The 23,045-nt window shown below is 60.5% G+C and carries 21 protein-coding genes and 1 riboswitch; of the genes, 13 read left to right on the top strand and 8 right to left on the bottom strand.

Annotated elements, in window-relative coordinates; genetic code table 11:
• Positions 1–300: 300 nt before the first annotated feature.
• A complete protein-coding gene (locus L7A20_RS02555) occupies positions 301–585 on the bottom strand; it encodes a YciI family protein (RefSeq protein WP_185173348.1) in 285 nt (94 codons plus the stop codon).
• A gap of 116 nt (positions 586–701) precedes the next feature.
• Here L7A20_RS02555 and L7A20_RS02550 point away from each other — a divergent pair, with 116 nt between their 5' ends.
• The 9 genes from L7A20_RS02550 to gatB all read left to right on the top strand — a co-directional run bounded on the left by L7A20_RS02550 (position 702) and on the right by gatB (position 11,531).
• On the top strand, positions 702–1,550 hold the full coding sequence (locus tag L7A20_RS02550; protein ID WP_237222303.1) for a biotin--[acetyl-CoA-carboxylase] ligase: 849 nt from the start codon (positions 702–704) through the stop codon (positions 1,548–1,550).
• 58 nt (positions 1,551–1,608) lie between these two features.
• Positions 1,609–2,103: a PH domain-containing protein gene (locus L7A20_RS02545; RefSeq protein WP_237222427.1), complete on the top strand. Its 495-nt coding sequence runs from the start codon at positions 1,609–1,611 to the stop codon at positions 2,101–2,103.
• Between the two features lie 221 nt (positions 2,104–2,324).
• Positions 2,325–3,452: an adenylate/guanylate cyclase domain-containing protein gene (locus tag L7A20_RS02540; RefSeq protein ID WP_423817417.1), complete on the top strand. Its 1,128-nt coding sequence runs from the start codon at positions 2,325–2,327 to the stop codon at positions 3,450–3,452.
• Complete coding sequence (locus L7A20_RS02535) at positions 3,449–4,525, top strand: PP2C family protein-serine/threonine phosphatase (RefSeq protein WP_336603562.1); 1,077 nt, start codon at positions 3,449–3,451, stop codon at positions 4,523–4,525. The genes L7A20_RS02540 and L7A20_RS02535 overlap by 4 nt, the downstream gene beginning before the upstream one ends.
• A 100-nt stretch (positions 4,526–4,625) precedes the next feature.
• Positions 4,626–6,782 (top strand): NAD-dependent DNA ligase LigA, encoded by a 2,157-nt coding sequence (ligA, locus tag L7A20_RS02530; protein ID WP_237222426.1) that lies wholly within the window; start codon positions 4,626–4,628, stop codon positions 6,780–6,782.
• Positions 6,783–7,321: 539 nt separating this feature from the next.
• On the top strand, positions 7,322–7,972 hold the full coding sequence (locus tag L7A20_RS02525) for a transglycosylase family protein (RefSeq protein WP_237222302.1): 651 nt from the start codon (positions 7,322–7,324) through the stop codon (positions 7,970–7,972).
• A 157-nt stretch (positions 7,973–8,129) separates the two neighbouring features.
• On the top strand, positions 8,130–8,426 hold the full coding sequence (gene gatC / locus L7A20_RS02520; protein WP_083093415.1) for an Asp-tRNA(Asn)/Glu-tRNA(Gln) amidotransferase subunit GatC: 297 nt from the start codon (positions 8,130–8,132) through the stop codon (positions 8,424–8,426).
• Between the two features lie 9 nt (positions 8,427–8,435).
• Positions 8,436–10,025 carry an Asp-tRNA(Asn)/Glu-tRNA(Gln) amidotransferase subunit GatA gene (gene gatA / locus L7A20_RS02515; RefSeq protein WP_237222301.1) on the top strand — a complete coding sequence of 530 codons (1,590 nt, stop codon included), beginning with the start codon at positions 8,436–8,438 and terminating at the stop codon, positions 10,023–10,025.
• Positions 10,026–11,531, top strand: a complete 1,506-nt coding sequence (gene gatB / locus L7A20_RS02510; RefSeq protein ID WP_237222300.1) for an Asp-tRNA(Asn)/Glu-tRNA(Gln) amidotransferase subunit GatB — start codon at positions 10,026–10,028, stop codon at positions 11,529–11,531.
• A 497-nt stretch (positions 11,532–12,028) separates the two neighbouring features.
• Here the strand turns inward: gatB and L7A20_RS02505 are convergent, their stop codons facing one another.
• Genes L7A20_RS02505 through L7A20_RS02495 form a run of 3 tightly spaced genes read right to left on the bottom strand, consistent with a single transcriptional unit; the run spans position 12,029 to position 16,159 of the window.
• Entirely contained in the window at positions 12,029–12,925 is an 897-nt protein-coding gene (locus tag L7A20_RS02505; protein ID WP_237197364.1) for a hypothetical protein, read from the bottom strand.
• A 4-nt stretch (positions 12,926–12,929) separates the two neighbouring features.
• Positions 12,930–13,967: a hypothetical protein gene (locus tag L7A20_RS02500; protein WP_237197362.1), complete on the bottom strand. Its 1,038-nt coding sequence runs from the start codon at positions 13,965–13,967 to the stop codon at positions 12,930–12,932.
• Between the two features lie 8 nt (positions 13,968–13,975).
• Positions 13,976–16,159, bottom strand: coding sequence for a S9 family peptidase (locus tag L7A20_RS02495; protein ID WP_237222299.1), 2,184 nt, complete (start codon positions 16,157–16,159; stop codon positions 13,976–13,978).
• A 138-nt stretch (positions 16,160–16,297) separates the two neighbouring features.
• Positions 16,298–16,415, top strand: a riboswitch (SAM riboswitch).
• Positions 16,416–16,535: 120 nt separating this feature from the next.
• Between L7A20_RS02495 and L7A20_RS02490 the strand changes: the two genes are divergently transcribed.
• From L7A20_RS02490 to L7A20_RS02480, 3 genes are read left to right on the top strand one after another with little or no spacing between them, the layout of a single operon-like run.
• Positions 16,536–17,882: an O-acetylhomoserine aminocarboxypropyltransferase/cysteine synthase family protein gene (locus tag L7A20_RS02490; RefSeq protein ID WP_237222298.1), complete on the top strand. Its 1,347-nt coding sequence runs from the start codon at positions 16,536–16,538 to the stop codon at positions 17,880–17,882.
• Between the two features lie 14 nt (positions 17,883–17,896).
• Positions 17,897–19,123 (top strand): homoserine O-acetyltransferase MetX, encoded by a 1,227-nt coding sequence (gene metX / locus L7A20_RS02485; RefSeq protein WP_237222297.1) that lies wholly within the window; start codon positions 17,897–17,899, stop codon positions 19,121–19,123.
• Positions 19,124–19,154: 31 nt separating this feature from the next.
• Positions 19,155–19,841, top strand: coding sequence for an alpha/beta hydrolase (locus L7A20_RS02480; protein WP_237222296.1), 687 nt, complete (start codon positions 19,155–19,157; stop codon positions 19,839–19,841).
• A 27-nt stretch (positions 19,842–19,868) separates the two neighbouring features.
• On the opposite strand, the gene L7A20_RS02475 is transcribed toward L7A20_RS02480, so the two are convergent.
• Genes L7A20_RS02475 through L7A20_RS02465 form a run of 3 tightly spaced genes read right to left on the bottom strand, consistent with a single transcriptional unit; the run spans position 19,869 to position 20,685 of the window.
• Positions 19,869–20,183: a type II toxin-antitoxin system PemK/MazF family toxin gene (locus tag L7A20_RS02475; RefSeq protein ID WP_237205947.1), complete on the bottom strand. Its 315-nt coding sequence runs from the start codon at positions 20,181–20,183 to the stop codon at positions 19,869–19,871.
• 10 nt (positions 20,184–20,193) lie between these two features.
• Positions 20,194–20,427: a ribbon-helix-helix domain-containing protein gene (locus L7A20_RS02470; RefSeq protein ID WP_272878323.1), complete on the bottom strand. Its 234-nt coding sequence runs from the start codon at positions 20,425–20,427 to the stop codon at positions 20,194–20,196.
• A 39-nt stretch (positions 20,428–20,466) separates the two neighbouring features.
• Positions 20,467–20,685 carry an RNA-binding S4 domain-containing protein gene (locus L7A20_RS02465; RefSeq protein ID WP_237206731.1) on the bottom strand — a complete coding sequence of 73 codons (219 nt, stop codon included), beginning with the start codon at positions 20,683–20,685 and terminating at the stop codon, positions 20,467–20,469.
• A gap of 139 nt (positions 20,686–20,824) precedes the next feature.
• Here L7A20_RS02465 and L7A20_RS02460 point away from each other — a divergent pair, with 139 nt between their 5' ends.
• Positions 20,825–22,207, top strand: coding sequence for a glycine--tRNA ligase (locus tag L7A20_RS02460; RefSeq protein ID WP_237222295.1), 1,383 nt, complete (start codon positions 20,825–20,827; stop codon positions 22,205–22,207).
• A 151-nt stretch (positions 22,208–22,358) separates the two neighbouring features.
• On the opposite strand, the gene L7A20_RS02455 is transcribed toward L7A20_RS02460, so the two are convergent.
• Positions 22,359–22,979, bottom strand: a complete 621-nt coding sequence (locus L7A20_RS02455) for a GNAT family N-acetyltransferase (RefSeq protein ID WP_237222294.1) — start codon at positions 22,977–22,979, stop codon at positions 22,359–22,361.
• Positions 22,980–23,045: the final 66 nt, after the last annotated feature.

Here is a 23,045-nt window from a genome sequence, read left to right as displayed (position 1 = left end):
CTATAGACCTGCCACCCCGCCCCACCCAATTATTCTTGGGATTTTTGAGCGATTTTTCTAAATAAGGGCGGGTGGGGGGGGGGGGGAGGCTCGCAGCGAAGCTGCTGGCTCGATGGAGTGAGCGGGTGCGAGCGCGCGAGCACATAAGAGCGAACGGAATCCGCCGTCAGGCGGGGCGTGAGGGTCAGGCTTGCGCCTATTCCGCCCGCAGATTTGTTTCCTCGCTCGCTCGGAATCTGCTGGGCTTCATGAGCGCGAGCCTGCCCTATCCGCCCTATTGGCTAGCGTTCATCTCGTTCGTTACTTGCCGACCTTGCCAATCACAGCGTTCCATTCGCGTGCGGTGTAGCCGGTGAGCACGCCGCCGGTGCTCATGGGGTCGGCTGCGATAATGCGGTCGAGGTCGTCGCGGTCTTCGGCAACGAAGATGAGCAGGGCGCCTGCGGGGTCGCCGTCGAGGAAGGCGCCGGCCGCATGCAGCTTACCTTCTTCGTGGAGCTGGGCCAGATATTCGCGGTGGGCGGGGCGGTGCTCAGCCTGCAGATCGGCGGGGCCGTAGGAGTACTGCACAGCGTAGACGGTCATGGTAGAACCTTTCGTAGGGGTTAGACAGTTCCAGTATTGCACCGCTAGGCCGCTCAGGCTGGGCGTGACCCCGTAGAATAGCGGTCGAAACTTAGTATGTGAGATAAGGAGTGCGCATGGGGCACCTTCAGGCTGACCTGGTTGATGTGAGCGGGTTTGAGCGGGTGGAGCTTCTGCCCTCGGTGGGGTCAACTAACGAGTATGCCCGGCAGATTCTGGTGGGTGATGCCCTGGTGCGCCGTAGCTATGGGGAGCTCTCGCTGGTCTCGACCGCCGACCAGAATGCGGGAAAAGGACGCCTGGATAGGGTTTGGGTGGCCCCGGCCGGTGCCGCTTTGGCAACCAGCTTTATCGTTCGTCCTCATGTCAACCCGGCCAACAGGGTTGCGCCTGACCAGTACCACTGGTTTACCTCTTTAGCCGCCTTGGCTGCCTGTGATGTTTTTGAGCAGCTCTCAGGGCTGCACCCTTCTATTAAGTGGCCTAACGACGTACTGCTGGGCAACCGTAAAGCCTGCGGTATTTTGGCCCAGCTCGTGATTGAACCTGAGGGGCAGATTTCGGTTGTGGTGGGTATCGGGCTCAACCTAAACCTGGCGCAGGAGGATTTGCCCGTCCCTACCGCAACCAGTGCCCTGCTGGAATCTGGACAGCCGGTTGACTTGAACCGGGCGCTGACGGCCTTAGCGACCAGCTTCGCCCGCTACTACCGGGAATTTGCAGCCACCGGCTTCGATGCGGGTGCGGCTACCGGCGGGGCCTCTCTCCTGGACCGCCTGCGGGAGCGCATGAGCACCCTGGGAGCTACCCTTACCATTCACCTGCCCGGGGATGAGACCTTCAGGGGCACCGGGGTCGAGTTAACCGCAGAAGGGGAGCTAGTCGTCCGCTCCGATAGCGGCGAGGAGCGAAGCTTCACCGTGGGGGACGTGGTGCATGTACGCCCCCAGGGGTACGGGTGCTAGCCTCTTAACCCGGAAAATATCGGGGAATCTTCAGGAAGCATCGATAGACTCACCAGTGATGAAACTACGAGGCGACCTCTACCCCGCAGAACACACCCTTGCCGCAACGCGTGCCCACGGGGTGCTTTTGGTGCGCCCCCTAACGTATTTTCTTGTTGCCATGACTGCCTGGAGTTTCGCCTCGGCCCTGGATGCCGGTGCCCCTGTCTGGCGCTACCTGGCACTGGCTCTTGCGCTGTGGCTGGTCTGGCTGGGTGTGCGGGGGGTGGCGCGCTGGGTGAATACCAGCTACCTGCTCACTAACGGCCGGGTTGTGATTAGACGGGGCTGGGGCCCCGGTCAGGACGTCAGTGTTCCGCTTGCCGAGATTGAGGGAGTGAGTGTGGGGCACCGGCACTTGATGGGGCTAGCCAATGCTGCTGCCCTGACCGTCCACGCCCGTGGAGTGCAACACGTACTGCGGGCCGTACCCGACCCCGAACGCTTTAGTCGGGGGATTCAGGAGGCCCAGCGGGCTCTGCTGAGCGGGTCTACCTCCCGCTACCGGGTATAAACTTAAAATATCTGTCTGATAAGCCTAAACAGGTTGTTTGGGTTCGAAAAAAGGTGACGGCGGGCATAGAATAGGCGATGGCGCTTAGCGGGTGGTGAACATTTCGTAGCCTGGCTCACAGTAACTAGGTATTCTTGAAGTAGGCAACTATTCGCCGTGCCAGCCCTAGACCTTACTACCTCTAGAACCACGCAGCACTAACCAAGAGAAGGAAGACTCCAGTGGAGAAGTCAGCACCCGGTAGCGACCCCGCCGAACAGGCCGGAACCGCACCCAACCGGAGCAGGCACCACCATAACCGCGTGCAAAGCCAGCTCTACCGTAGCGACGAAGCCCGCCAGGGCGTGCTGGAACTCGAACGCGCTCTACTGGGAGAAAACCGTAGTATGAAGCGCGGCGAAGTAGCTGACGACGCCGGGGTTTCGCTGCTGACCGCCCGCAAAATCTGGCGCTCCTTGGGGCTACCTAACCTCACTGATGACGACGCCTACTTCACCCACGCTGACAGCAAAGCCCTGACCACGGTTACCTCCCTTATTAAAGAGGGCAAACTGACCGAAGAGGCCGCCCTGTCGCTCACCCGGTCGGTGGGGCAGATGATGGACCGCATGGTGGTCTGGCAGGTCGAAGCCCTGGTGGAAGACATGGTTATCAATGGAGGGCTGACCGACACCGAAGCCCGCGGTGAACTGCTAAGTCTCCTTCCGCGCCTTATAGAAGACCTAGAAGATATCACCGTCTACGGCTACCGCCGCATGCTCAATTCGGCCATCTTGCGTCTTGCCCTGCGCGATGAAGAAGATGGAACTGACCTGGCAGACAGTGACCTGCCCCTAGCCCGCGGTGTGGGTTTTGTCGACCTGGTCTCCTACACCTCACTCTCACGCGAGATGAACGAGCGGAACCTGGCTCGCCTGGTTAAGAACTTCGAACAGCGCTGCGCCGAAGTGATTGCGGTAGGCGGCGGACGCATCATTAAAACGGTTGGGGACGAGGTCATGTACCTGGTCGAATCCCCCGAAAACGGCGCCCGTATCGCCCTGACCCTCTCAAAACTTATTAGCGAAGACCCCCAGCTCCCCGAAGCCCGCGTATCCTTCGTGTGGGGCAGGGTACTGCCGCGTCTGGGCGACATCTACGGACCTACCGTCAACCTGGCCTCCCGCCTGGTTGCACTGACTGAACCCGGGGTCGTCCTCACCGATGACTCGACCGCTGAAGCGCTGGAAGACGACAGGCGTTTTGTACTCATCCCCCAAGGCGTGCGCAACGTGCGCGGTTTTGGCAATGTTAGGCCCGTGGCAATTACCCCGGGCATCGGTAATGAACTGGAGATCGATTTCGAATGACCACAGCCCCCAACCTCACTATCTACGCGGGCAAGTCAACCGACGTAGGCCAGTACCGTGACAACAATGAAGACTCTATGGTCGTTGCCGGCACCCTCTGCGTGGTCGCCGACGGCATGGGCGGGCATGAAAAGGGCGAAGTTGCCTCACGCCTGTGCACCCGCACCCTGGCCTACGCCCAGATGTTCACCCGCCCCGGCGGCATGACCGAGGAAGAAGAGGCAGCGTTCCGGCAGGAAGTCGCCAGCGAAGCCCTCAACGACGAACCGGGCGGCCGCCGCCTGGGCAGGCGCCGCAAAGAAACCTCCGCCCTCAACCGCCAGATTCTCAAAACCCTCGATAAAATCAAGGAAATCATTGGTGAAGCCGATGAGGCTATCAAAAACGCCCTTGACCTACGAGCAGGAACAACCGTTACCGGTGCCTGGCTCACCCAAATCGGGGAACAGCAGATGTGGTTTATCTTCAACGTGGGCGACTCCCGCACCTACCGCCTGGTTCGGGCCGAAGAAGCCCAGACCGAAGAGGCCCTTTCTATCTCTAACGGGCCGGTTGAGGGGCTAGAGCTGGAACAGATTACCGTAGACCACTCTGAGGTTCAGTACCTGGTCGATACCGGCCAAATTACCGCTATGGAAGCCCTGACCCACCCCCGCCGCAACGTCATTACCCGAGCCCTGGGCACCGGTAACTACTGGGAACCCGACTTCTGGGTTATCCCCGCCCGCGAGGGTGACCGCCTGATGATGTGCTCCGACGGCCTTTCTGGCGAACTCTCCCACAACTACATGGCCCGGGTACTTGCTACCGTCGAGCACCCCCAGGACGCGGCGGACGTGCTCCAGATGGCTGCCCTGCGAGCCGGAGGCCGGGACAACATCACCGTAATCGTGGCAGACGCTATTACCGTAGAGGATGCCGAAGCCCGTGCAGCCGAGCTCAAAGCCCTGACCGAGACCGATGCCCACGAGATTGTGGCCAACATCGACGGTTACGACTACCCCCACACCGCCACCACCGAAGAAGAACAGTTCCACTCTGAAAAAGAACTGCACCGGGGTATCAACGGCTAGAGTTCAGCCAGTGAGGTTATAGGGCAGAATAGATAGGGTGAGTGAAAACAAAGACCTTCCCGGTGTAGAAGAAGAAACCGTCCACGGTGTTGACCGCGACCTGGTCGAAGGCCAGGGCGTAGCCGCTGATATCAAGGAGCGCTACGCCCAGCTCGTAGACCGTGTGCGCGCAGCCCGCCAAAGCTACTACGTCAACGACGCCCCCACCATCTCGGACGCCGACTACGACGCCCTTTACCGTGAGCTCGAAAAGCTAGAGGCCCAGCACCCCGAACTCATTGCTAACGACTCACCCACCCAGGAGGTCGGTGGCGAAGCCTCCTCAGCTTTCGCCCCGGTAACCCACCTGGCTCGTATGTACTCCCTGGAAGACGTCTTCTCACTTGAAGAGCTCGGTGCCTGGCTAGACCGTGCCGAAGCCAACGCTAAGGAGATGACGGGCGCTCGCCCGGCCTGGCTGACCGAACTCAAAATCGACGGCCTGGCAGTCAATCTTCTTTACCGCAAGGGCAAGTTGGTGCGGGCCGCCACCCGCGGTGACGGAACCACCGGCGAAGACGTCACCCACAACGTCCTAACTATCGCCTCGATTCCTACCCAGCTCGCCGGTAGCAACCACCCCGAAGAAATCGAAATTCGCGGTGAAGTCTTTATCTCATCGGCTGACTTCAAGGCCCTCAACGAGCAGATGGTGGAGCAGGGCAAGGCCCCCTTCGCCAACCCGCGTAACGCTGCGGCCGGTTCCCTGCGTCAGAAGGACGCCGCCCTCACCGCCGAGCGCCCCCTGAGCATGTTCGTGCACGGTATTGGGTCCCGCACCGGCCTGGATATTTCAACCCAGTTCGAGACCTACACCCAGCTCCAGGAATGGGGTCTGCCCGTTAGCCCCTACTCCCAGCTGCTTACTAGCCGCTCAGAGATTCTTGAATTCATTGCAACCTACGGTGAAAAACGCCACTCCCTGGTGCACGAAATCGACGGCATCGTCATTAAGGTCAACGATTTTTCCACCCAGGAGCGCCTGGGCTACACCTCCCGCGTGCCCCGCTGGGCCGTGGCCTACAAGTATCCGCCCGAAGAGGTCAACACCAAGCTGCTCGATATCCGGGTGGGGGTTGGCCGTACCGGCCGCGTGACCCCCTTTGGTGTGATGGAACCAGTCAAGGTGGCTGGCTCAACGGTTGAGATGGCGACCCTGCACAACCAGGACGTGGTCAAGGCCAAGGGTGTGCTCATCGGCGATACCGTGGTGCTACGCAAGGCCGGGGACGTCATCCCCGAAATTGTGGGGCCTGTGGTGGCCCTGCGCGATGGGAGCGAACGGGAATTCGTAATGCCCACCGACTGCCCCTCCTGCGGCCAGCCCCTGGCGCCCGCTAAGGATGGGGACGTAGACATCCGCTGCCTCAACGCCCGCTCCTGCCCCGCCCAGCTCACCGAGCGCGTCAACCATCTGGCTGGTCGCGGTGCCTTCGATATCGAGGCTCTAGGCTATGAGGCCGCTAAGGCCCTGACTAACCCGGCTGCCCCTGAACGGCCCCCGCTTATTTCTGAGGCCTTCCTCTTTGACCTCACCGCTGAGGACCTGGCAGACGTGCGCATTGAGCGCGAGAAAAAGGTCAAGGGGGAGCCCACCGGCAAAACTGAGCTGGTTCCCTACTTCTATACGCGGGGTACCGCAAAGAAGCCGAGTGCTCCTACCCGCAATACCGAAAAGCTCTTTGAACAGCTGGAGAAGGCAAAGAGCCAGCCCCTGTGGCGGGTGCTGGTTGCCCTCTCTATTCGGCACGTGGGGCCCACTGCGGCCCGGGCCCTGGCGACCGAGTTCGGGTCGATGGACGCAATTCGCGAAGCAAGCGAGGAACGCTTAGCAGGCGTTGACGGCGTGGGGTCCATCATTGCTAGCTCCCTCAAGGAATGGTTTGCTGAAGACTGGCACCGCGAAATCGTAGACCGCTGGGCAGCAGCCGGCGTGCGGATGGAGGACGAACGGGATGCTTCAATCGAACGCACTCTTGAAGGCCTCACCATCGTGGTGACTGGAACTCTGGCTCGTTTTACCCGCGATAGCGCGAAAGAAGCCATTATTGTGCGCGGTGGAAAGGCCTCGGGTTCGGTGTCGAAGAAGACCAGCTATCTGGTTGCCGGTGAATCTGCTGGTTCTAAGCTCGATAAAGCTGAACAGCTGGGTGTGACGGTGCTGGATGAAGAAGGTTTTGAGGCGCTTTTGGCGCAGGGGCCGGACGCCCTCACCTAGCGGCTAGGTCACAGGCAGGTCACAGGATTTTTTGCTTCTGTGACCTAAATGTGACCTATACCCCTGTTCGCCACGGGGTGAGTGGCAGAAAATTTAAGAAATTTTTAAGGGCCTAGCAACCTGACTTAAAAACAGACAAGTCTCTGGCGGGTTAAAAATTTGTCCCCCTTTTAACCCGCAGAAATCCGCGCTTTTCCCCGGTGTTAAGGGTGATACAAGCCTGTCTTTAAAGTCTGCCACCCTGGAGGGTGACGGGGGTCTCTCTGGGTGGGGTGGGGAGTGTTCTGTCTCAAAAATGGGTTGGCAAAGCCGAAATCGTTACGTTATCGTTATCAACGAATCAAAAACGACCGCCAAACCAAAGGTGCGACGGTCTATAGCTCACAGTGGAAGCTGTGGGCGCATGCTGGGCTCTACCGCACACCTGATGCCGTCTACAGGGTAAAGCCTCAAACAATCCACTCAACGATTACGGGTAGACGGCAATGCGATGAAGCCCAGGGATGGGAAGAGCGTAAGGTGGCCTTACGGAGCATTTCATGACTTCCAACATTCGTCGTTCAGCAGCAGTACTTGCAATCGGTGGCGCAGCAGCAGCAAGCCTGGCCGCTACCCCCGCAGCCAACGCCGCTCCCCTCGAAGCTTGGGACGCCCTCGCACAGTGCGAGTCAGGTGGCAACTGGGCCATCAACACCGGCAACGGCTACTACGGTGGCCTGCAGTTCTCACTGTCCTCTTGGGCAGCAGCAGGCGGCACCGGCAACCCCGCAGCTGCCTCAAAGGCAGAGCAGATTCGCGTTGCTGAAAACCTCCTTCAGATGCAGGGCTGGGGCGCCTGGCCCTCATGCGCTGCCAAGCTGAACCTCTACGCTTACGGCACCTCAGGTGCAGCAGCAACCGTCGCTGAGGCCCCCGCTGCAACCACCACCGTTGCTCCTCAGGCAACCCAGGTAACTGAAGTTGCTGCAGCTCCTGCTGTTGAAGCTACACCTGCACCCGCAGCAGAGGTAGTTGCCGAAGCAGCACCCGCAGCTAACACCTACACCGTCAAGGCTGGCGACACTCTGTCAGAAATCGCTTACGCTCACGGCTTCAACGGCTGGGACGAAGTACTGGCAGCTAACGCTGACCTGATCCAGGACGCCGACGTCATCGAAATCGGTTGGGTTCTGACCATCCCCGCTAAGTAAGGGCCACCGGGTTCTTAGACCTTGAGCGGATTCTGATCTCACACTGTCGCCCCCTAGCCTGCATAGGCTAGGGGGCGATTCTTTTTTAAATCGTGTTATGACCGTCGGCGGGCTAAGATAGAGACTGAAAACCTATGTCTAACTCGTGGAAGTGATTATGTCTGCTATTACGAGTGAGCAGGTGGCACACCTTGCCATGCTGGCTCATATCGAGATGACTGATGAAGAGCTGGCCGCTATGGCCGCTGAGCTCGACGTCATCGTAGAATCCGTCAAGTCAGTCTCAGACGCCGTCTCAGACGATATTCCGGCAACCAGCCACCCCATCCCGCTCAAGAACGTCTTCCGTGACGACGTGGTGGGCGAAACCCTGACGGCTGAAGAAGCTCTCTCGGGTGCCCCCGATGCCGAAGACGGTAAGTTCAAGGTTCCGGCAATTCTGGACGAAGACTAAGGAGCGGGCATGAACGACATCATCAAACTTTCCGCAGCAGAACTTGCTGACAAGCTGGCCGCAGGGGAACTGACCTCTGTTGAGGCAACCCAGGCCTACATCGACCATATCATCGCCACCGACGGCGAACCCCTAGACGCAGATAACCGCGCAGCCGGTAAGAGCGGTCTCAACGCCTTCCTGCACCTCAACGCTGAAGAGGCCCTGGAAGTTGCTGCCGCTGTAGACGCAGACCGCGCCGCCGGCAAGGAACTCCCTGCCCTGGCAGGCGTCCCCATCGCCGTTAAAGACCTCATTGTCACCAAGGGCCAGCCCACCACCGCCGCCTCCCGTATGCTTGAGGGCTGGATGAGTCCCTACGACGGTACCGTCACCCAGAAGATCCGCGAAGCCCGTATGCCCATTCTGGGTAAGACCAACCTGGACGAGTTCGCTATGGGTTCAACCACCGAGCACTCAGCCTTCGGCGTCACCCGCAACCCCTGGGCCCTAGACCGTATCCCCGGTGGCTCCGGCGGCGGCTCCGCTGTAGCTGTTGCAGCTTTCCAGGCCCCCCTGGCCCTGGGTACCGATACCGGTGGCTCCATCCGTCAGCCCGCAGCCGTCACCGGCTCGGTTGGCGTTAAGCCCACCTACGGCTCGGTCTCCCGCTACGGCGTCATTGCCATGGCCTCATCCCTGGACCAGGTCGGCCCCTGTGCCCGCACCGTCCTCGACACCGCCCTGCTGCACGAGGTTATCGGCGGTCACGACCCCAAGGACTCCACCTCCCTGAACGAGCCCGTGCCCGCCTACGCGGACGCCGCCCGCGCTGGTGCCGCTGAAGGCGGTCTCAAGGGCCTGCGCGTTGGCGTCATCAAGGAACTGACCGGCGAGGGCTTCCAGCCCGGCGTCATGGCCCGCTTCAACGAGTCCCTGGAACTGCTCAAGGAAGCCGGCGCAGAAATCGTTGAGGTCTCCCTGCCCTCCGTCAAGGAAGCAATCGGGGCCTACTACCTGATTATGTCCTCCGAGGTCTCATCTAACCTGGCTAAGTACGACGGCGTCCGCTTCGGCCTGCGCAAGCTGCCCGAAGAAGGCAACGTCACCATCGAGCGCGTCATGGCAGCCTCCCGTGCCGCAGGCTTCGGTTCAGAAGCCAAGCGCCGCATCATCCTGGGCACCTACGCCCTGTCAGCTGGCTACTACGACGCATACTACGGTTCAGCCCAGAAGGTACGCACCCTGATTCAGCGCGACTACGCCAAAGCCTTTGAGGTAGCGGATGTGCTGATCAGCCCCACCGCCCCCACCACCGCCTACAAACTGGGTGAGAAGACCAAGGGCGATCCCATGGCCATGTACAAGGGCGATATCGCAACCGTCCCCACCAACCTGGCCGGTGTACCCTCCCTCTCCCTGCCCGGTGGCCTGGCCGATGAAGACGGCCTGCCCGTCGGCATCCAGTTCACCGCCCCCGCCCACGAGGACGCCCGCCTCTACCGCGCCGGTGCTGGCCTAGAAGCCCTGCTGACCGCCAAATGGGGTGGCTACCTGCACGAGCAGCTGCCCGATACCGCCGCCCTAATCCGTGACTTCGACTTCGAGGGAGCTAAGTAAATGTCTGACGAAATCCTGTCCTTTGAAGAAGCCATGGAGAAGTACGACCCCGTACTCGGCTTCGAGGTTCACGTAGAACTCAACACTAAGACCAAGATGTTTGACGCCGCGCCCAACGAGTTTGGCGATACCCCGAACACCAACGTCACCCCCGTCTCCCTGGGCCTGCCCGGGGTCCTGCCGGTGGTCAACGGTAAGGCTGTTGAATCAGCTATCAAGCTGGGTCTGGCCCTGGGCTGCGAGATCGCGCCCGTGAGCCACTTTGCCCGCAAGAACTACTTCTACCCCGATACCCCCAAGAACTTCCAGACCTCCCAGTACGACGAGCCCATCGCCGCCAACGGGTCCCTGGACGTTGAGCTGGAGGACGGCACCGTCTTCACCATCGACATTGAGCGGGCTCACATGGAAGAGGACGCCGGTAAGCTGACCCACAAGGGCGGCACCGCTGGCCGTATTCAGGGCGCAGACTTCTCCCTGGTCGACTACAACCGCGCCGGTGTTCCCCTGATTGAAATTGTTACCCGCCCCATCGTGGGTGCGGGCGACAAGGCTCCTGAACTGGCCCGTGCCTACGTGGCTGCCATTCGCGAAATCGTCAAGAACCTGGGTATCTCCGACGCCCGCATGGAGCGCGGTAACGTACGCTGCGACGCCAACGTCTCGCTCATGCCCAAGGGTTCCACCGAGTTCGGTACCCGTTCAGAAACCAAGAACGTCAACTCCCTGCGTTCGGTTGAGCGTGCGGTGCGCTACGAGATTCAGCGTCACGCGGCCGTCCTCGAAGCAGGCGAGAAGGTTGTTCAGGAAACCCGCCACTGGCACGAAGACACCCGCGAGACCACCAGTGGCCGCCCCAAGTCTGATGCCGACGACTACCGTTACTTCCCCGAGCCCGACCTGGTTCCGGTCGTCACCGACGAAGAGTGGATTGAGCGTCTGCGCGCCGAGCTGCCCGAGCCTCCCGCCGAGCGCCGCCGCCGTCTGAAGGCCGACTGGGGCTTCTCGGACGAAGAGTTCCGCGACGTGGTCAACGCCGGTGCTATGGACGCCATCGAAGAGACCGTCGCCGCCGGTGCTCCCGCCTCAGTTGCTCGTAAGTGGTGGATGGGCGAGATTGCCCGTATCGCCAAGGAGCGCGAGGTTGAGCTGACCGAAACCGGTGCAACCGCCGCTACCATCGTTGAGCTCAACCAGCTCATTGAGGCTAAGAAGATTAACGATAAGATCGCTCGCCAGGTGCTGGGCTTCGTGATCGACGGTGAAGGCACCCCGGCTGAGATCGTTGAGAAGCGCGGCCTGGCCGTTGTCTCTGATGACTCGGCTCTGACCGCCGCTATTGACGAGGCTCTGGCCGCTATGCCCGATGTTGCCGACAAGATTCGCGCCGGTAAGGTCCAGGCTGCTGGCGCCGTGGTTGGCCAGGTTATGAAGGCTACCCGCGGTCAGGCAGATGCCGGACGCGTGCGTGAGCTGATTCTTGAAAAGCTGGGTGTTGAGGGCTAAGGTTCCCTGACCTACTGAGCTATGTGCCGGGCGTTCTCCCCTGTGAGGAGGGCGCCCGGTTTTTCTTGCCCTGGAGGGGAAAGGGTACAAAGAAGGCGCCCGCTCTGGGAAAGAGGGGCGCCTTATTACTTTGCACCGCGGGTAGGGCTCTGGGGATAAGAGCTCTACCCGGTGAGCGGCCGATGCACTAGGGAAACAAATCGGCCGCGGCGCTAGATAGCAAAAATCGCACTGAGGCTATCTAGCTTTTCTCGATATAACGCGGTGGGAGGTTGTGCACTAGTACAGAGGGGGGAAACTAGGAGCGAAAACATGCACCAGGGGCGGGATGTCCTTTTGTCAGAAGCTCTGAACCTCTAGCACCGGTTAGGGTTATCGAGTGTAAGGGAAGGTGGTTACCACATCCACCAAACCTTACATGTTTAGGTTATGTTCTCCCACGTCTCACTTATATCGCAGAGTGATCAGGGGACCTAGATATTGGGCGTGGTGGGAATCTAGGTAGCAGCCGACCAGCTCAGGGTAAGGCGGGTGTCTTTAATACTGGGGTAGAAATGGGAGAGATAATCGGTTACTTCTCCGACACAGGTAATAGTGGCATTTGAAGCGTTGGCATCGGTTTGCTCGGTGAAGCGGACGGCTAAGGGTTTTCCTGCAGTAGTCAGTTTGATAGCGGCGGAATAGCTGCGGTGGGTGAAGGGCAAAAGGAGCTGGTAGCTGCCGTCTGCCTGTGGTTGGACTGTACCGCGGACATTGAACCGCAGCATAAAGGTTTGTAGGGGTTGGATGAAGCTGGTGGGGGTGAAGACCCATTCCTGGTCTTCGCTGACGCGCGATACGGAAAAGTGCCGGTTGTCGCAGATGAGCTCTTGCCCCTGGGGCAGGGAGAAGACGAAGGCCGAGCAGCCTGATTCGAGGCTGAGCAGGGTGTAGGTGGCGTGGAGGGTAAAGACACCGGGGTCAGTCGGGTCAAGCTGAATATCCAGGTAGCAGCTTGAGGTTAGTACCTGGGGGTTAGTGCGGAGGAACTGTACGGTTTCTGAGTCATCGAACCCCTGGGTGGCTGCCTTGTGCAGGGTCTTACGGGTTCGCTCATCGAAGCCGAAGGTCTCGCTCAAGAGATCAATGGTTTCGCTACTGATGTGTTCGCCGGTAATGGCTCGACGCACCCGGTCTTTGTACTTGTGGGGTGGGATTTCTAAGCCGTAGACCGTATGTTGGTGGGCACTCATAGCGCGGGCGATAGCCCTGATAGAGAACGGGTTGGCCTCGCCCAGTTTTTCGTGGTGGACGTAGCGTTCCCACACATCGCGGACGTAGGGTTCAAGGAGTTCTGAACGAAGCAGGGAGCTCACCAGGTGGGTCGTGGAATCGGTGCCGGAAGGAGAAGACATGGTTTTAGTGGGAGTTCGAGGAGTCGAGAGAGGAAGGATGCACGGAGGTGCCCCCGTGGTAGTGGCGGACGGCTCCATCATGGTCTGATTCCCAAAAGTAGGCGAAGACAGTGTCTTCGGCGATGGGGAAGCTCATAGAGTAGCGGAGCTGAGCGGGAAGCTCTATCACTTCGAGCAGGTTTTCATCGCGCATGGCTTGGGACCAGATTTTCTGGTGCATATTGGTGGGTGGGGCATCGAAGGTAAGGGCCAAGCTGGTGTTGAAGCGGGCCGGCGTAAAAGGCCCTAGAGAAGCGTAGTTGAACTTCTCTCGTTTACGGAGCATGGGTTCGATATTGAGGTCGATCCGGTAGCGGATCTGGTGCACCTGTCCGTAGCGAATAGGGTAGGGCGTCCTAATAGCTAGCTGCCACATGGTGTTTTCCTCGTGATGGATATGGGCGCGTTCATGCTCGTTCATAGAGATGAGTTCGCCACCTTCAACAAGGGTGGCGGTAGAATCCGTGGACTCGAAGCGCGGAGAGATGAGGGTGAGCTCATCAACCTCAGAGCGGATAATCTCGGTGACGACGAAGTGGCGCATGAACCCGAAACGGTCGACATGGCCGTCCATCAGGGTGGAGAGGGAGGTGTAGTTGCGGGTGTCGATGGTGCGTTCGGCGCTGGTGAGGGTCTCTGCCCGCTGGGCGAGCTTGCGGCTGAGACTGTGGGCTGAGAGGGCCCGCTGCAGTTCTCTGGCTTCGGCTGAGGTGAACTCGAAGGCCGTGATGAACATGTGGGCGGTGGCGTCCGAAATCGCTTCACCGTTGAGGGCGCGCGAGACCCGGTCTTTGATGGTGGCCGGGTCGATGTCCTGGTCGAGGTAGTCAGAAAGCTCGTAGGCGATGAAGGTGGCTACGGCTCGTTGGTTGATGGAGTTACCCCGGCGTCTTTGCACGTGCCGCATCCACTTTTCCCGGTAGGGCGGCTTATTCAGCAGGGAGAGCAAGATTTCGTGGGGGACGCGCGGGGTGAGATCTACTAGATCAGCGGACGGGGGCATGAGCGGGTTTACTCCGTGACGCTAGTGGCACCCAGGTGGGTGAGCAGGAAGGAGTAGTCCCAGGCAATTTCGCGCCAGGCGGTGTAGCGGCCTGAGCCGCCACCGTGGCCGCCGTCCATCTCAATTTTGAGCAGGGGAGTGGGGGAGGCCGGGTCGATGGTTTCGCGCAGGGCTGCTACCCACTTAGCCGGTTCGACGTAGAAGACGCGGGTGTCGTTGAGGGAGGTAACAGCTGCGATGGCCGGGTACTTGACGGGGCGGATGTTTTCGTAGGGGGTGTAGGACTTCATGTAGTCGTAGACCTCCTTGTCGGTGATGGGGTTGCCCCATTCTTCCCATTCCAGGGCTGAGAGCGGCAGGTTGGGGTCGAGAATGGTGGTGAGGGCGTCCACGAAGGGGACCTGGGCCAGGCAGGCCGCGTATTTTTCGGGGGCCATGTTGACGACGGCGCCCATGAGCAGGCCGCCGGCTGATCCACCCATGATGCCGATACGGGCAGCGTCCACCCAGACCTGGGAAGCCAGGAAGTCGGTGGCGTCGACGAAGTCGGTGAAGGTGTTTTTCTTAGCCAGCTTCTTGCCCTCGGTGTACCAGGCGCGGCCCATTTCGCCGCCACCGCGGATGTGGGCAACGACGAAGATAACGCCGCGGTCCAGCACGCTGAGGCGGGCAGTGGAAAAGTAAGGATCCATGGAGGACTCATAGGACCCGTAGCCGTACTGAATCACGGGGTTTTCCTGGGCCTTATCGAGGTCGGCGCGGTGCATGACGGAGAGCGGAATCATGGCTCCGTCCGCTGCCGGTGCCCACATGCGGTAGGCGGTGTAGTTCTCGGGCTCGTAGCCGATGACGGGGGTGCGGCGGCGTAGCACGAGGTCGTCGGTATCGGGGAAGTAGTCGTAGACGCTGCTGGGGGTGAGGTAGGAGGTGTAGTTCAGGCGGATAACCGGGGACATGATGTTCACACCGGAGAAGGCTGACGTGTAGAGCTCTTCGGTGAATCCGCCGGGCTCGTAGAGGTCAATACCCTGGGGGTGGGCAGAAGCTGCCTGCTCAGCGAGAGCGGTACGCGGGGCAACGAATACCTTAACGGTGGTGCTCTCGCGGGCCATGAGCACCAGGTGGTTGCGGGAGAACTTGAAACCCTCTAGGCGGACGTCCTCGCGGTGGGGCACCAGGGGAATCCAGCTGGCCTTGAAGTCGGCAAAGGGTACATATTCTTCCCGCAGGGGGGCCAGCACGATTTCACCGTTGGGGGCCTCGTGGTTGTGGCCGATGACCAGGTAGCCGGTGCCCTCCACGTCGATGACGTCGGTGGAGTACTCGATACCGGCGTCCCGCTTCATAATGAGGGTGGGCTCTAGCTGGCCCAGCTCGTGGATGTTAATAATACGGGTCTCTGAATACTCGGAGTTTGAAGAGGTAATGACCACGTGGGTGCGGGAGGACGACATGCCGGCTCCCAGCCAGAGCCCGTTGTCGTCCTCGCGGTAGAGGGCAAAATCTTCAGACGAACTGGTGCCGATAGCGTGGGCGCGCACCTCATAGGGGCGCCAGGACTCATCGGCTACCGAGTAGATCAGGTGCTTAGCGCCGGAGGCAAAGAAGGCGCCAGCGAAGACGTCCTCAATCTTTTCCTCCAGAATCTCACCGGTGTCAAGGTTCTTGAAGTACTGGGTGTAGCGCTCGTCGCCCGAGTCATCAACACCGAAGGTCAGCAGGGAGCCGTCGCGGGTGACCTGGAAGGAACCCAGGGAGAAAAAGGCCATGTCGCGGGCAAACTCGTTACAGTCCAGCACGACCTGCTCGCCGTCAAGCGGCTCACCGGGGCGGACGACCGGCGGCTGGTAGCGCTCTTCAACGCTGCCCTCTGTAAGGGCGGGGACGCGGCACATTACCGGGTACTGCTCACCGGCAACCGTGCGGTTAAAGTACCACCAGGCCCCGCGGCGCGAGGGCACCGACATATCGGTGAGCTGGGTGCGCCCCTTAATCTCTTCAAAAATAGCGTCGCGCAGGGGCTGCTGGTCTTCTGTGACAGCTTCGGTAAAGGCGTTCTCAGCGCGTAGATGCTCTAGAACCTCGGTGCTTTCCTTATCGCGCAACCACTCATAGTGATCAATAAAAATATCACCGTGATGGGTGCGCTCAACGGGTACACGCTTGGCAAGAGGAGGAGTCAGAGACATCATCAGCCCTTTCGTAAAAACTCGCTTCCCACCATTCTAAATGACGCTCATAGAACGTAACGTACGCAATACAAGGACACATGCTGAAACTTTAGAGCCCTTTCTTGACGGTCCCCGGGTGAGCCAGCCAGACTAGAGACAGGTCAAGAGAACCAGCGCTAAGCCCCAGCTAGCTGGTCGGCAACCCTCCACTCGCGGTGGGGTGCCCTGGGTGATGACCGGGCGTACCCACCGAGAACCAGGTACGCAAGCGCGGGACCGATGTGCCTCTATCTTCTGCGAGGGCATCAGATTCTTTTCCTCCCTACCCGGGCGGAAGATACGGCATGCGGCCCGTTTCACTGAAAAGACAACCACTGAAACATCATGGAGTAACCGCATGACCACCGAGAACACCGTTCCCACCCCCTCCAACCCCGCCGGCTGGAAGTTCGAAACCCAGCAGATTCACGCAGGCCAGGAACCCGATGCGGCAACCGGCGCCCGTGCCCTACCCATCTACCAGACCACGTCCTTTGTCTTCAAGGACTCCGCCCAGGCAGCAGGTCGCTTCGCCCTCTCAGAGCTGGGCCCCATCTACTCCCGCATCAACAACCCCACCCAGGAAGCCGTTGAAAACCGTATCGCTGCCCTCGAAGGCGGCGTCGGTGCCCTGCTGCTGGCCAGCGGCCAGGCAGCCTCAACCTTCGCGATTCTGAACATTGCAGGAGCCGGTGACCACGTTGTTGCTTCCCCCTCCCTTTACGGCGGCAGCTTCAACCTGCTCAAGTACACCCTCAAGAACCTGGGTATTGAAACCACCTTCGTCGATGACCCCGCCGACCCCGAGTCCTGGCGAGCAGCAGCCCGCGAGAACACCAAGGCCTTCTACGCAGAAACCCTGCCCAACCCCCGCGGCGACGTCCTCGATATCGAAGCTATCTCGGGTGTAGCCCACGAGGTTGGTGTGCCCCTCATCGTCGATAACACCATTGCCACCCCCTACCTGCTCAACCCCATCAAGCACGGTGCTGACGTGGTCATCCACTCCGCCACCAAATACCTGGGTGGCCACGGCACCTCGGTCGGCGGCGTCATCGTAGACTCCGGTAACTTCGACTACGGTGCCTACCCCGACAAGTACCCCCTCTTCAACCAGCCCGACGAAAGCTACCACGGCCTGGTCTACGCCCGCGACCTCGGTGCGGACGGTGCCTTCGGAGTCAACCTCTCCTACATCCTCAAAGCCCGCGTCTCCCTCCTGCGCGACCTCGGCTCCTCCATCTCACCGACCAACGCCTTCAACATCGCCATCGGCCTTGAAACCCTCTCCCTGCGCGTAGAACGCCACGTAGAGAACGCCCTCAAAGTCGCCCAGTTCCTCAAAGACCACCCCCAGGTCGAATCGGTCACCTACTCCGGCCTGCCCGATTCCCCCTACTACGAACTGGCCCAAAAGTACCTGCCCAAGGGGGCTGGCGCCGTCCTCGGCTTCACCCTCAAGGACGCCGACGCCGAAACTGCCCAGAAATTCGTGGACTCCCTCTCCCTCCACTCCCTGCTGGTCAACATCGGTGACGTGCGCTCCCTGGCCGTACACCCGGCGTCCACCACTCACAGCCAGTCCACCACCGAAGAGCTTGAAGCCATCGGCATCAACCCCGCCTTCATCCGCCTCTCGGTAGGTATCGAACACATCGACGACATCCTCGCCGACCTCGAACTCGGTTTCACCGCTATCCGCTAAGGAAAGGTAGCCCAATGACGACCGCCCGCCCCGCTGAGACCACCCCCACCCGTACCGACGGCGTCCTCACCTACGCCAAAGTCGGCGATCTGACCCTTGAATCAGGGGCAGTGCTGCCCGACGTCACCATCGGCTACGAAACCTGGGGAACCCTCAATGAGGCGGGCGACAACGCCATTTTGATCCTGCACGCCCTGACCGGAGACACCCACGTCTCGGCAGGGCGGGTAGGGGCGGACGCTAGCGAGCAAGACCGCGCCTACGCCGAAGCCGCCGGTTGGTGGCCCACTGCCGTCGGCCCCGGCCGCGTCATCGATACCGACAAATACTTCGTCATCTCACCCAACATGCTCGGCGGCTGCTACGGCACCACCGGCCCAGCCTCACCCGCCCCGGCCAGTATCGACCCCGAACAAAAACCCTGGGGCTCCCGCTTCCCCCTCGTTACCATCCGCGACGGCGTCCGCGCTGAAAAACGCCTGCTCGACCAGCTCGGCGTTACCTCCCTCCACCACGTCATCGGCGGCTCCCTTGGCGGTGCCCGCGCTGCCGAATGGGCCGTCACCTACCCCGAGCTCGTCCGCTCCTGCGCCGTCATCGCCTCCGGCCCCGCCGCTACCGCCGAACAAATCGCCTGGGGCCACATGCAAAACCTGGCAATCCGCCAAGACCCTGCCTTCGCCGGCGGCGACTACTACCCCGGCCCCGGCCCCGTCACCGGCCTGGCCCTGGCCCGCCGCATTGCCCACACCACCTACCGCTCCGCCGCTGAACTCCACTTCCGCTTCGGCCGCGACGCCCAAGACGGACACAACGTCCTGCACCCCCTCACCGCAGACCGCGGCCGCTACCAGGTCGAAAACTACCTCGACCACCACGGCACCAAACTCACCAACCGCTTCGACGCCAACTCCTACCTGGCTATCAACGAAGCCCTACTCTCCCACGATCTTGGCCGCGACCGCGGCGGCCTCGAAAAAGCCCTCGCCCGCACCACCTGCAACTGGACCATCGCCTACGTCGACTCCGACCGCCTCTTCTTCCCCTCCGACTCCCACATCCTGGCAGCCTCCCTGCCCAACCCCGTAGAGCCAGCCGTCATCCACTCACCCTGCGGCCACGACGGCTTCCTCATCGAACACGAACAGCTCGAAAGAATCCTCGCCACCAGCATCGAAACCCAGGACGCCGCCGACGAAGCAAAACCGCGGGAGCGCAAGCACCTGTGGGCAGTGGCCTAAGGCTGGCTCTGCCGGTGGTAAGTTGGGGGTTATGAACCAGTACACTGTTGAATATTCAAAGGCAGAACCCTTTCGCCGGGGTACCCACCTGGTTGTCCTTCTGCACGGCTACGGCTCCCACGAACGTGACCTGCTGGGGCTCACCCCCTACCTGCCCAGCGAAAAGGTGACCTACGCGTCCGTCCGCGCGCCCCAGCCCGTCGGCTACCCGCTACCAGCTGATGCTGACTCCGCCTACATCGAGAGCCCCGCCATGGGCTACCAGTGGTGGCCCCTCAACCAGCAACTAGACACCGTGGGCTTTACCGCCATCGAACTGGCTGTCGACTATCTGCTGGGCTGGCTCGAACCCATCGCCGCCGACTACAGCAGCGTGACCCTGCTGGGCTTCTCCCAGGGCATGGCCCTTGCCACCTCGGTGGCCCGCGCCCGCCCCGATCTCATCAAGGCCGTGGTGGGGCTCTCCGGCTACGCCGTGGCCGGGGGAGAGTACTACTTCAAGGACGCCCAGCTAGCGGACGAGCCCCTGCCCCTCTTCTGGGGGCGCGACGAAGCCGACCCCGTCATCACCCCCGACAAAATTGCCTACACCCAGGAGTGGGTAGCCGGCCACACCGCTCTCACCGCCCAGACCTACACCGGCATCGGGCACGGAGTCGCTGCCGCAGAACTCACCCACATCACAGCCTTCCTCAATGAGAAAGTGCTTGCCGAATAATGATGTGTAAGGACTGCGGGCTCGCCTTTAACGGGCTAGGGGAGCCCGCAAATCAAACGCGAAAATAATTGCCTGGGCTAGCTGTTTTTCCTGAAGCTCCGTGAGGTAACCAATCGTCCGCCCTAGGGCGTCCTGACGGATCGTCAGGATGTTATCCACAGAAATAGCGCACTCACGGTCAAGACCGTTAGCAGGTCCTAGTAAGACCTCGCTCGATAGCCCCTTGATCGTTGAGGTGATAGGGGCGATGGTCACCTTAGTCATCGCAAACCGCGTAGGCTCGCGCGTCAAAATGACCGCTGGCCTTGTCTTATCGAGATGGACTAAACAAATTTCGCGCACGATTCAACGCCTACTGCTGAGACGAAGGCGTGCTGCTGGCCCAGTCCACTAACTCGTCCAGGTCATCCTCTGGGCCCAGAGAAGCCAGAATAGCTGCGTCAACTAAAGCCGCCCGGCGTCGCCTCTCATGCTCAAGCGCCTCAGCAACAATCTCAGCGCGGCTTCTAGCCTGGCCTTCCTCAACCTCATGATCAAGAAAGGCCACTAAATCATCGGGTAAACGGACTGCAATCTGAACTGTCATAACCCGAGAATACCAATATGGGATTCGCTTGGCTAGAGGTTATTCAACCTCCACCTGCACGGTCACGCCGTTCAGCTCAACGGTATCGCCAGCATGCAGCTGACGGCCGCGCTGCTCACAAATCTCACCGTTCACCTTCACCAGGCCGTCCTGAATCACCTCACGGGCATGCACCCCGTTCTCCACCAGATTCGCCAACTTCAAAAACTGGCCCAGGCGAATCATCTCATCACGAATAAAAACAGACTCAATACTCATACCCACCACTCTACCCGCGCCCGCACCCAGGCACCCAGGTGCGGTAGGCTTAAAGACGTGTGCGCCACCCTGGCCCACCTATCTTTAACATCCAAGCACGCCACAACCGGTGGCGCAGGCTCATAGGAGACACCAACACATGGCACCGAAGTCCAAACTCGACAACGTTATTTCACTGGCCAAGCGCCGCGGATTCGTCTTCCAGGCAGGTGAAATCTACGGAGGCTCCCGCTCAGCATGGGACTACGGCCCGCTCGGTGCCGAACTCAAAGAAAACATCCGCCAGCAGTGGTGGCAGACCTTCGTGCGCGGTCGCGAAGACATGGTCGGCCTCGACTCCGCCATCATCCTGCCCAAGGCAGTCTGGGAAGCATCAGGCCACGTAGCCACTTTCACCGACCCCCTCGTCGAATGCCTCTCCTGCCACTCCCGCCACCGCCAGGACCACCTGATTGAAGCCTTCGAAGCCAAGAAGGGCCGCGCCCCCGAAAACGGCATGGACGACATCGTCTGCCCCAAGTGCGGCACCAAGGGCCAGTGGACCGAACCCCAGAACTTCTCCGGCCTCATGAAGACCTACTTGGGCCCCGTCGACAACGAAGAGGGCCTGCACTACATGCGCCCCGAAACCGCCCAGGGCATCTTCGTCAACTTCAACAACGTCGTCACCGCCGCCCGCAAGCGTCCGCCCTTCGGCATCGGCCAGATCGGCAAGGCCTTCCGCAACGAAATCACCCCCGGCAACTTCATCTTCCGAACCCGCGAGTTCGAACAGATGGAAATCGAATACTTCGTGCACCCCGACGACGCCCCTAAGTACTACGACCAGTGGATTGAAGACTGCTGGAACTGGTTCGTAGACCTCGGCATCAACCCCGACAACATGCGCAAGTTCGACGTGCCCGAAGACGACCGCGCCCACTACTCAGCCGGCACCATGGACCTCGAATACCGCTTCGGCTTTACCGGCTCCGAATGGGGCGAACTCATGGGCGTTGCCAACCGCACCAACTACGACCTCGGCGTGCACAACGAACACTCCAACGCCAAGCTCGAATACTTCGACCAGGGCACTGGCGAACGCTACGTACCCTACGTTATCGAGCCCTCCTTCGGTCTGACTCGCTCCATGATGGCCTTCCTCGTCGACTCCTACGTCGAAGACGAAGCCCCCAACACCAAGGGCGGCGTCGACAAGCGTACCGTGCTCAAGCTCGATCCGCGCCTGGCCCCCGTCAAGGCAGCCGTCCTGCCCCTGTCCAAGAAGGAAGACCTCGTCCCCACCGCCAAGAACCTGGCCAACGAACTCCGCCGCAACTGGAACATCGACTACGACGACGCCGGCGCCATCGGCCGCCGTTACCGCCGCCAGGACGAAATCGGCACCCCCTTCTGCATCACCGTCGACTTCGACACCCTCGAAGACCAGGCCGTCACCATCCGCGAACGCGACACCATGACCCAGGAACGCGTCTCCCTGGACCAGGTCACCGCCTACCTGGCAGCCAAGCTGACTAAGTAGGTATCTATAGGTACATAAAAGGACGGACGCGCGTTCGCCTGCTGACCCTCTTGGGGCTCGCGCTGGGGCGCTCACCCCAATTCACGCCAGCCCCGAGCCAGCAGGCTCTCCGCACGTCCGTCCTTTTCCTATACCTCCAGCACCTTCGGCGCTAGATTTCTACTCGCTTCAAATCCAGTGTCAGGTGGCCCGCGACCGAGCGGGCGGCCTCCCAGTCACTGCGCAGAACCGACTTGATGACCGCATCGTGGTACTCGCCGTCAATCAGAAAAGCCTCGCGGCGGCGTCCTTCCGCTACAAAACCGCAGGAGGTATAAACATGCTTGGCGCGTTCGTTGAAATCCAGCACCTCCAGCTCAATGCGGTGCAGGCCCAGCGTCTCAAAACCGTAATCCACCATCATCTTCGTGGCCTCAGTGCCGTAGCCCTTATTCTGGCCAGCCCGCCCAATCGCAATCCGGTAATTCACCGAATTATTATCAGGGTCGTACTCATTGAAAACAACCTCACCGACATACTTCTGCTGGTCCAGGGCAAAAACGGCCAGGTCCAGACGGTTCTTCTTCTCATTGCGACGGGAATACCACTCGCGGGTCATCGCCTCCTCAAAAGGGTGAGACTCGGTTGAACGAGAATGAACAGTGCCGGTCTTAATCAGAACCTCCGGCTCCTGCAGAATACCAATCATGGCATCAATGGCCTCGGCGTCGAAGGGACGCAGCTCAATGCGGGAACCTACGAGGGTGGGCTTGTGGGCAAGGGGAGAAGTCATAACACCACGCTAAACAATAGAGTCAAATAAACTTTAAGCCCTTAAAGTCTAGCCGGTAACGGGCTG

The sequence above is a fragment of the Rothia nasimurium genome, assembly GCF_928381415.1.
GTDB lineage: Bacteria > Actinomycetota > Actinomycetes > Actinomycetales > Micrococcaceae > Rothia > Rothia nasimurium_H.
This window is presented reverse-complemented; position numbering and strand designations above follow the sequence as displayed.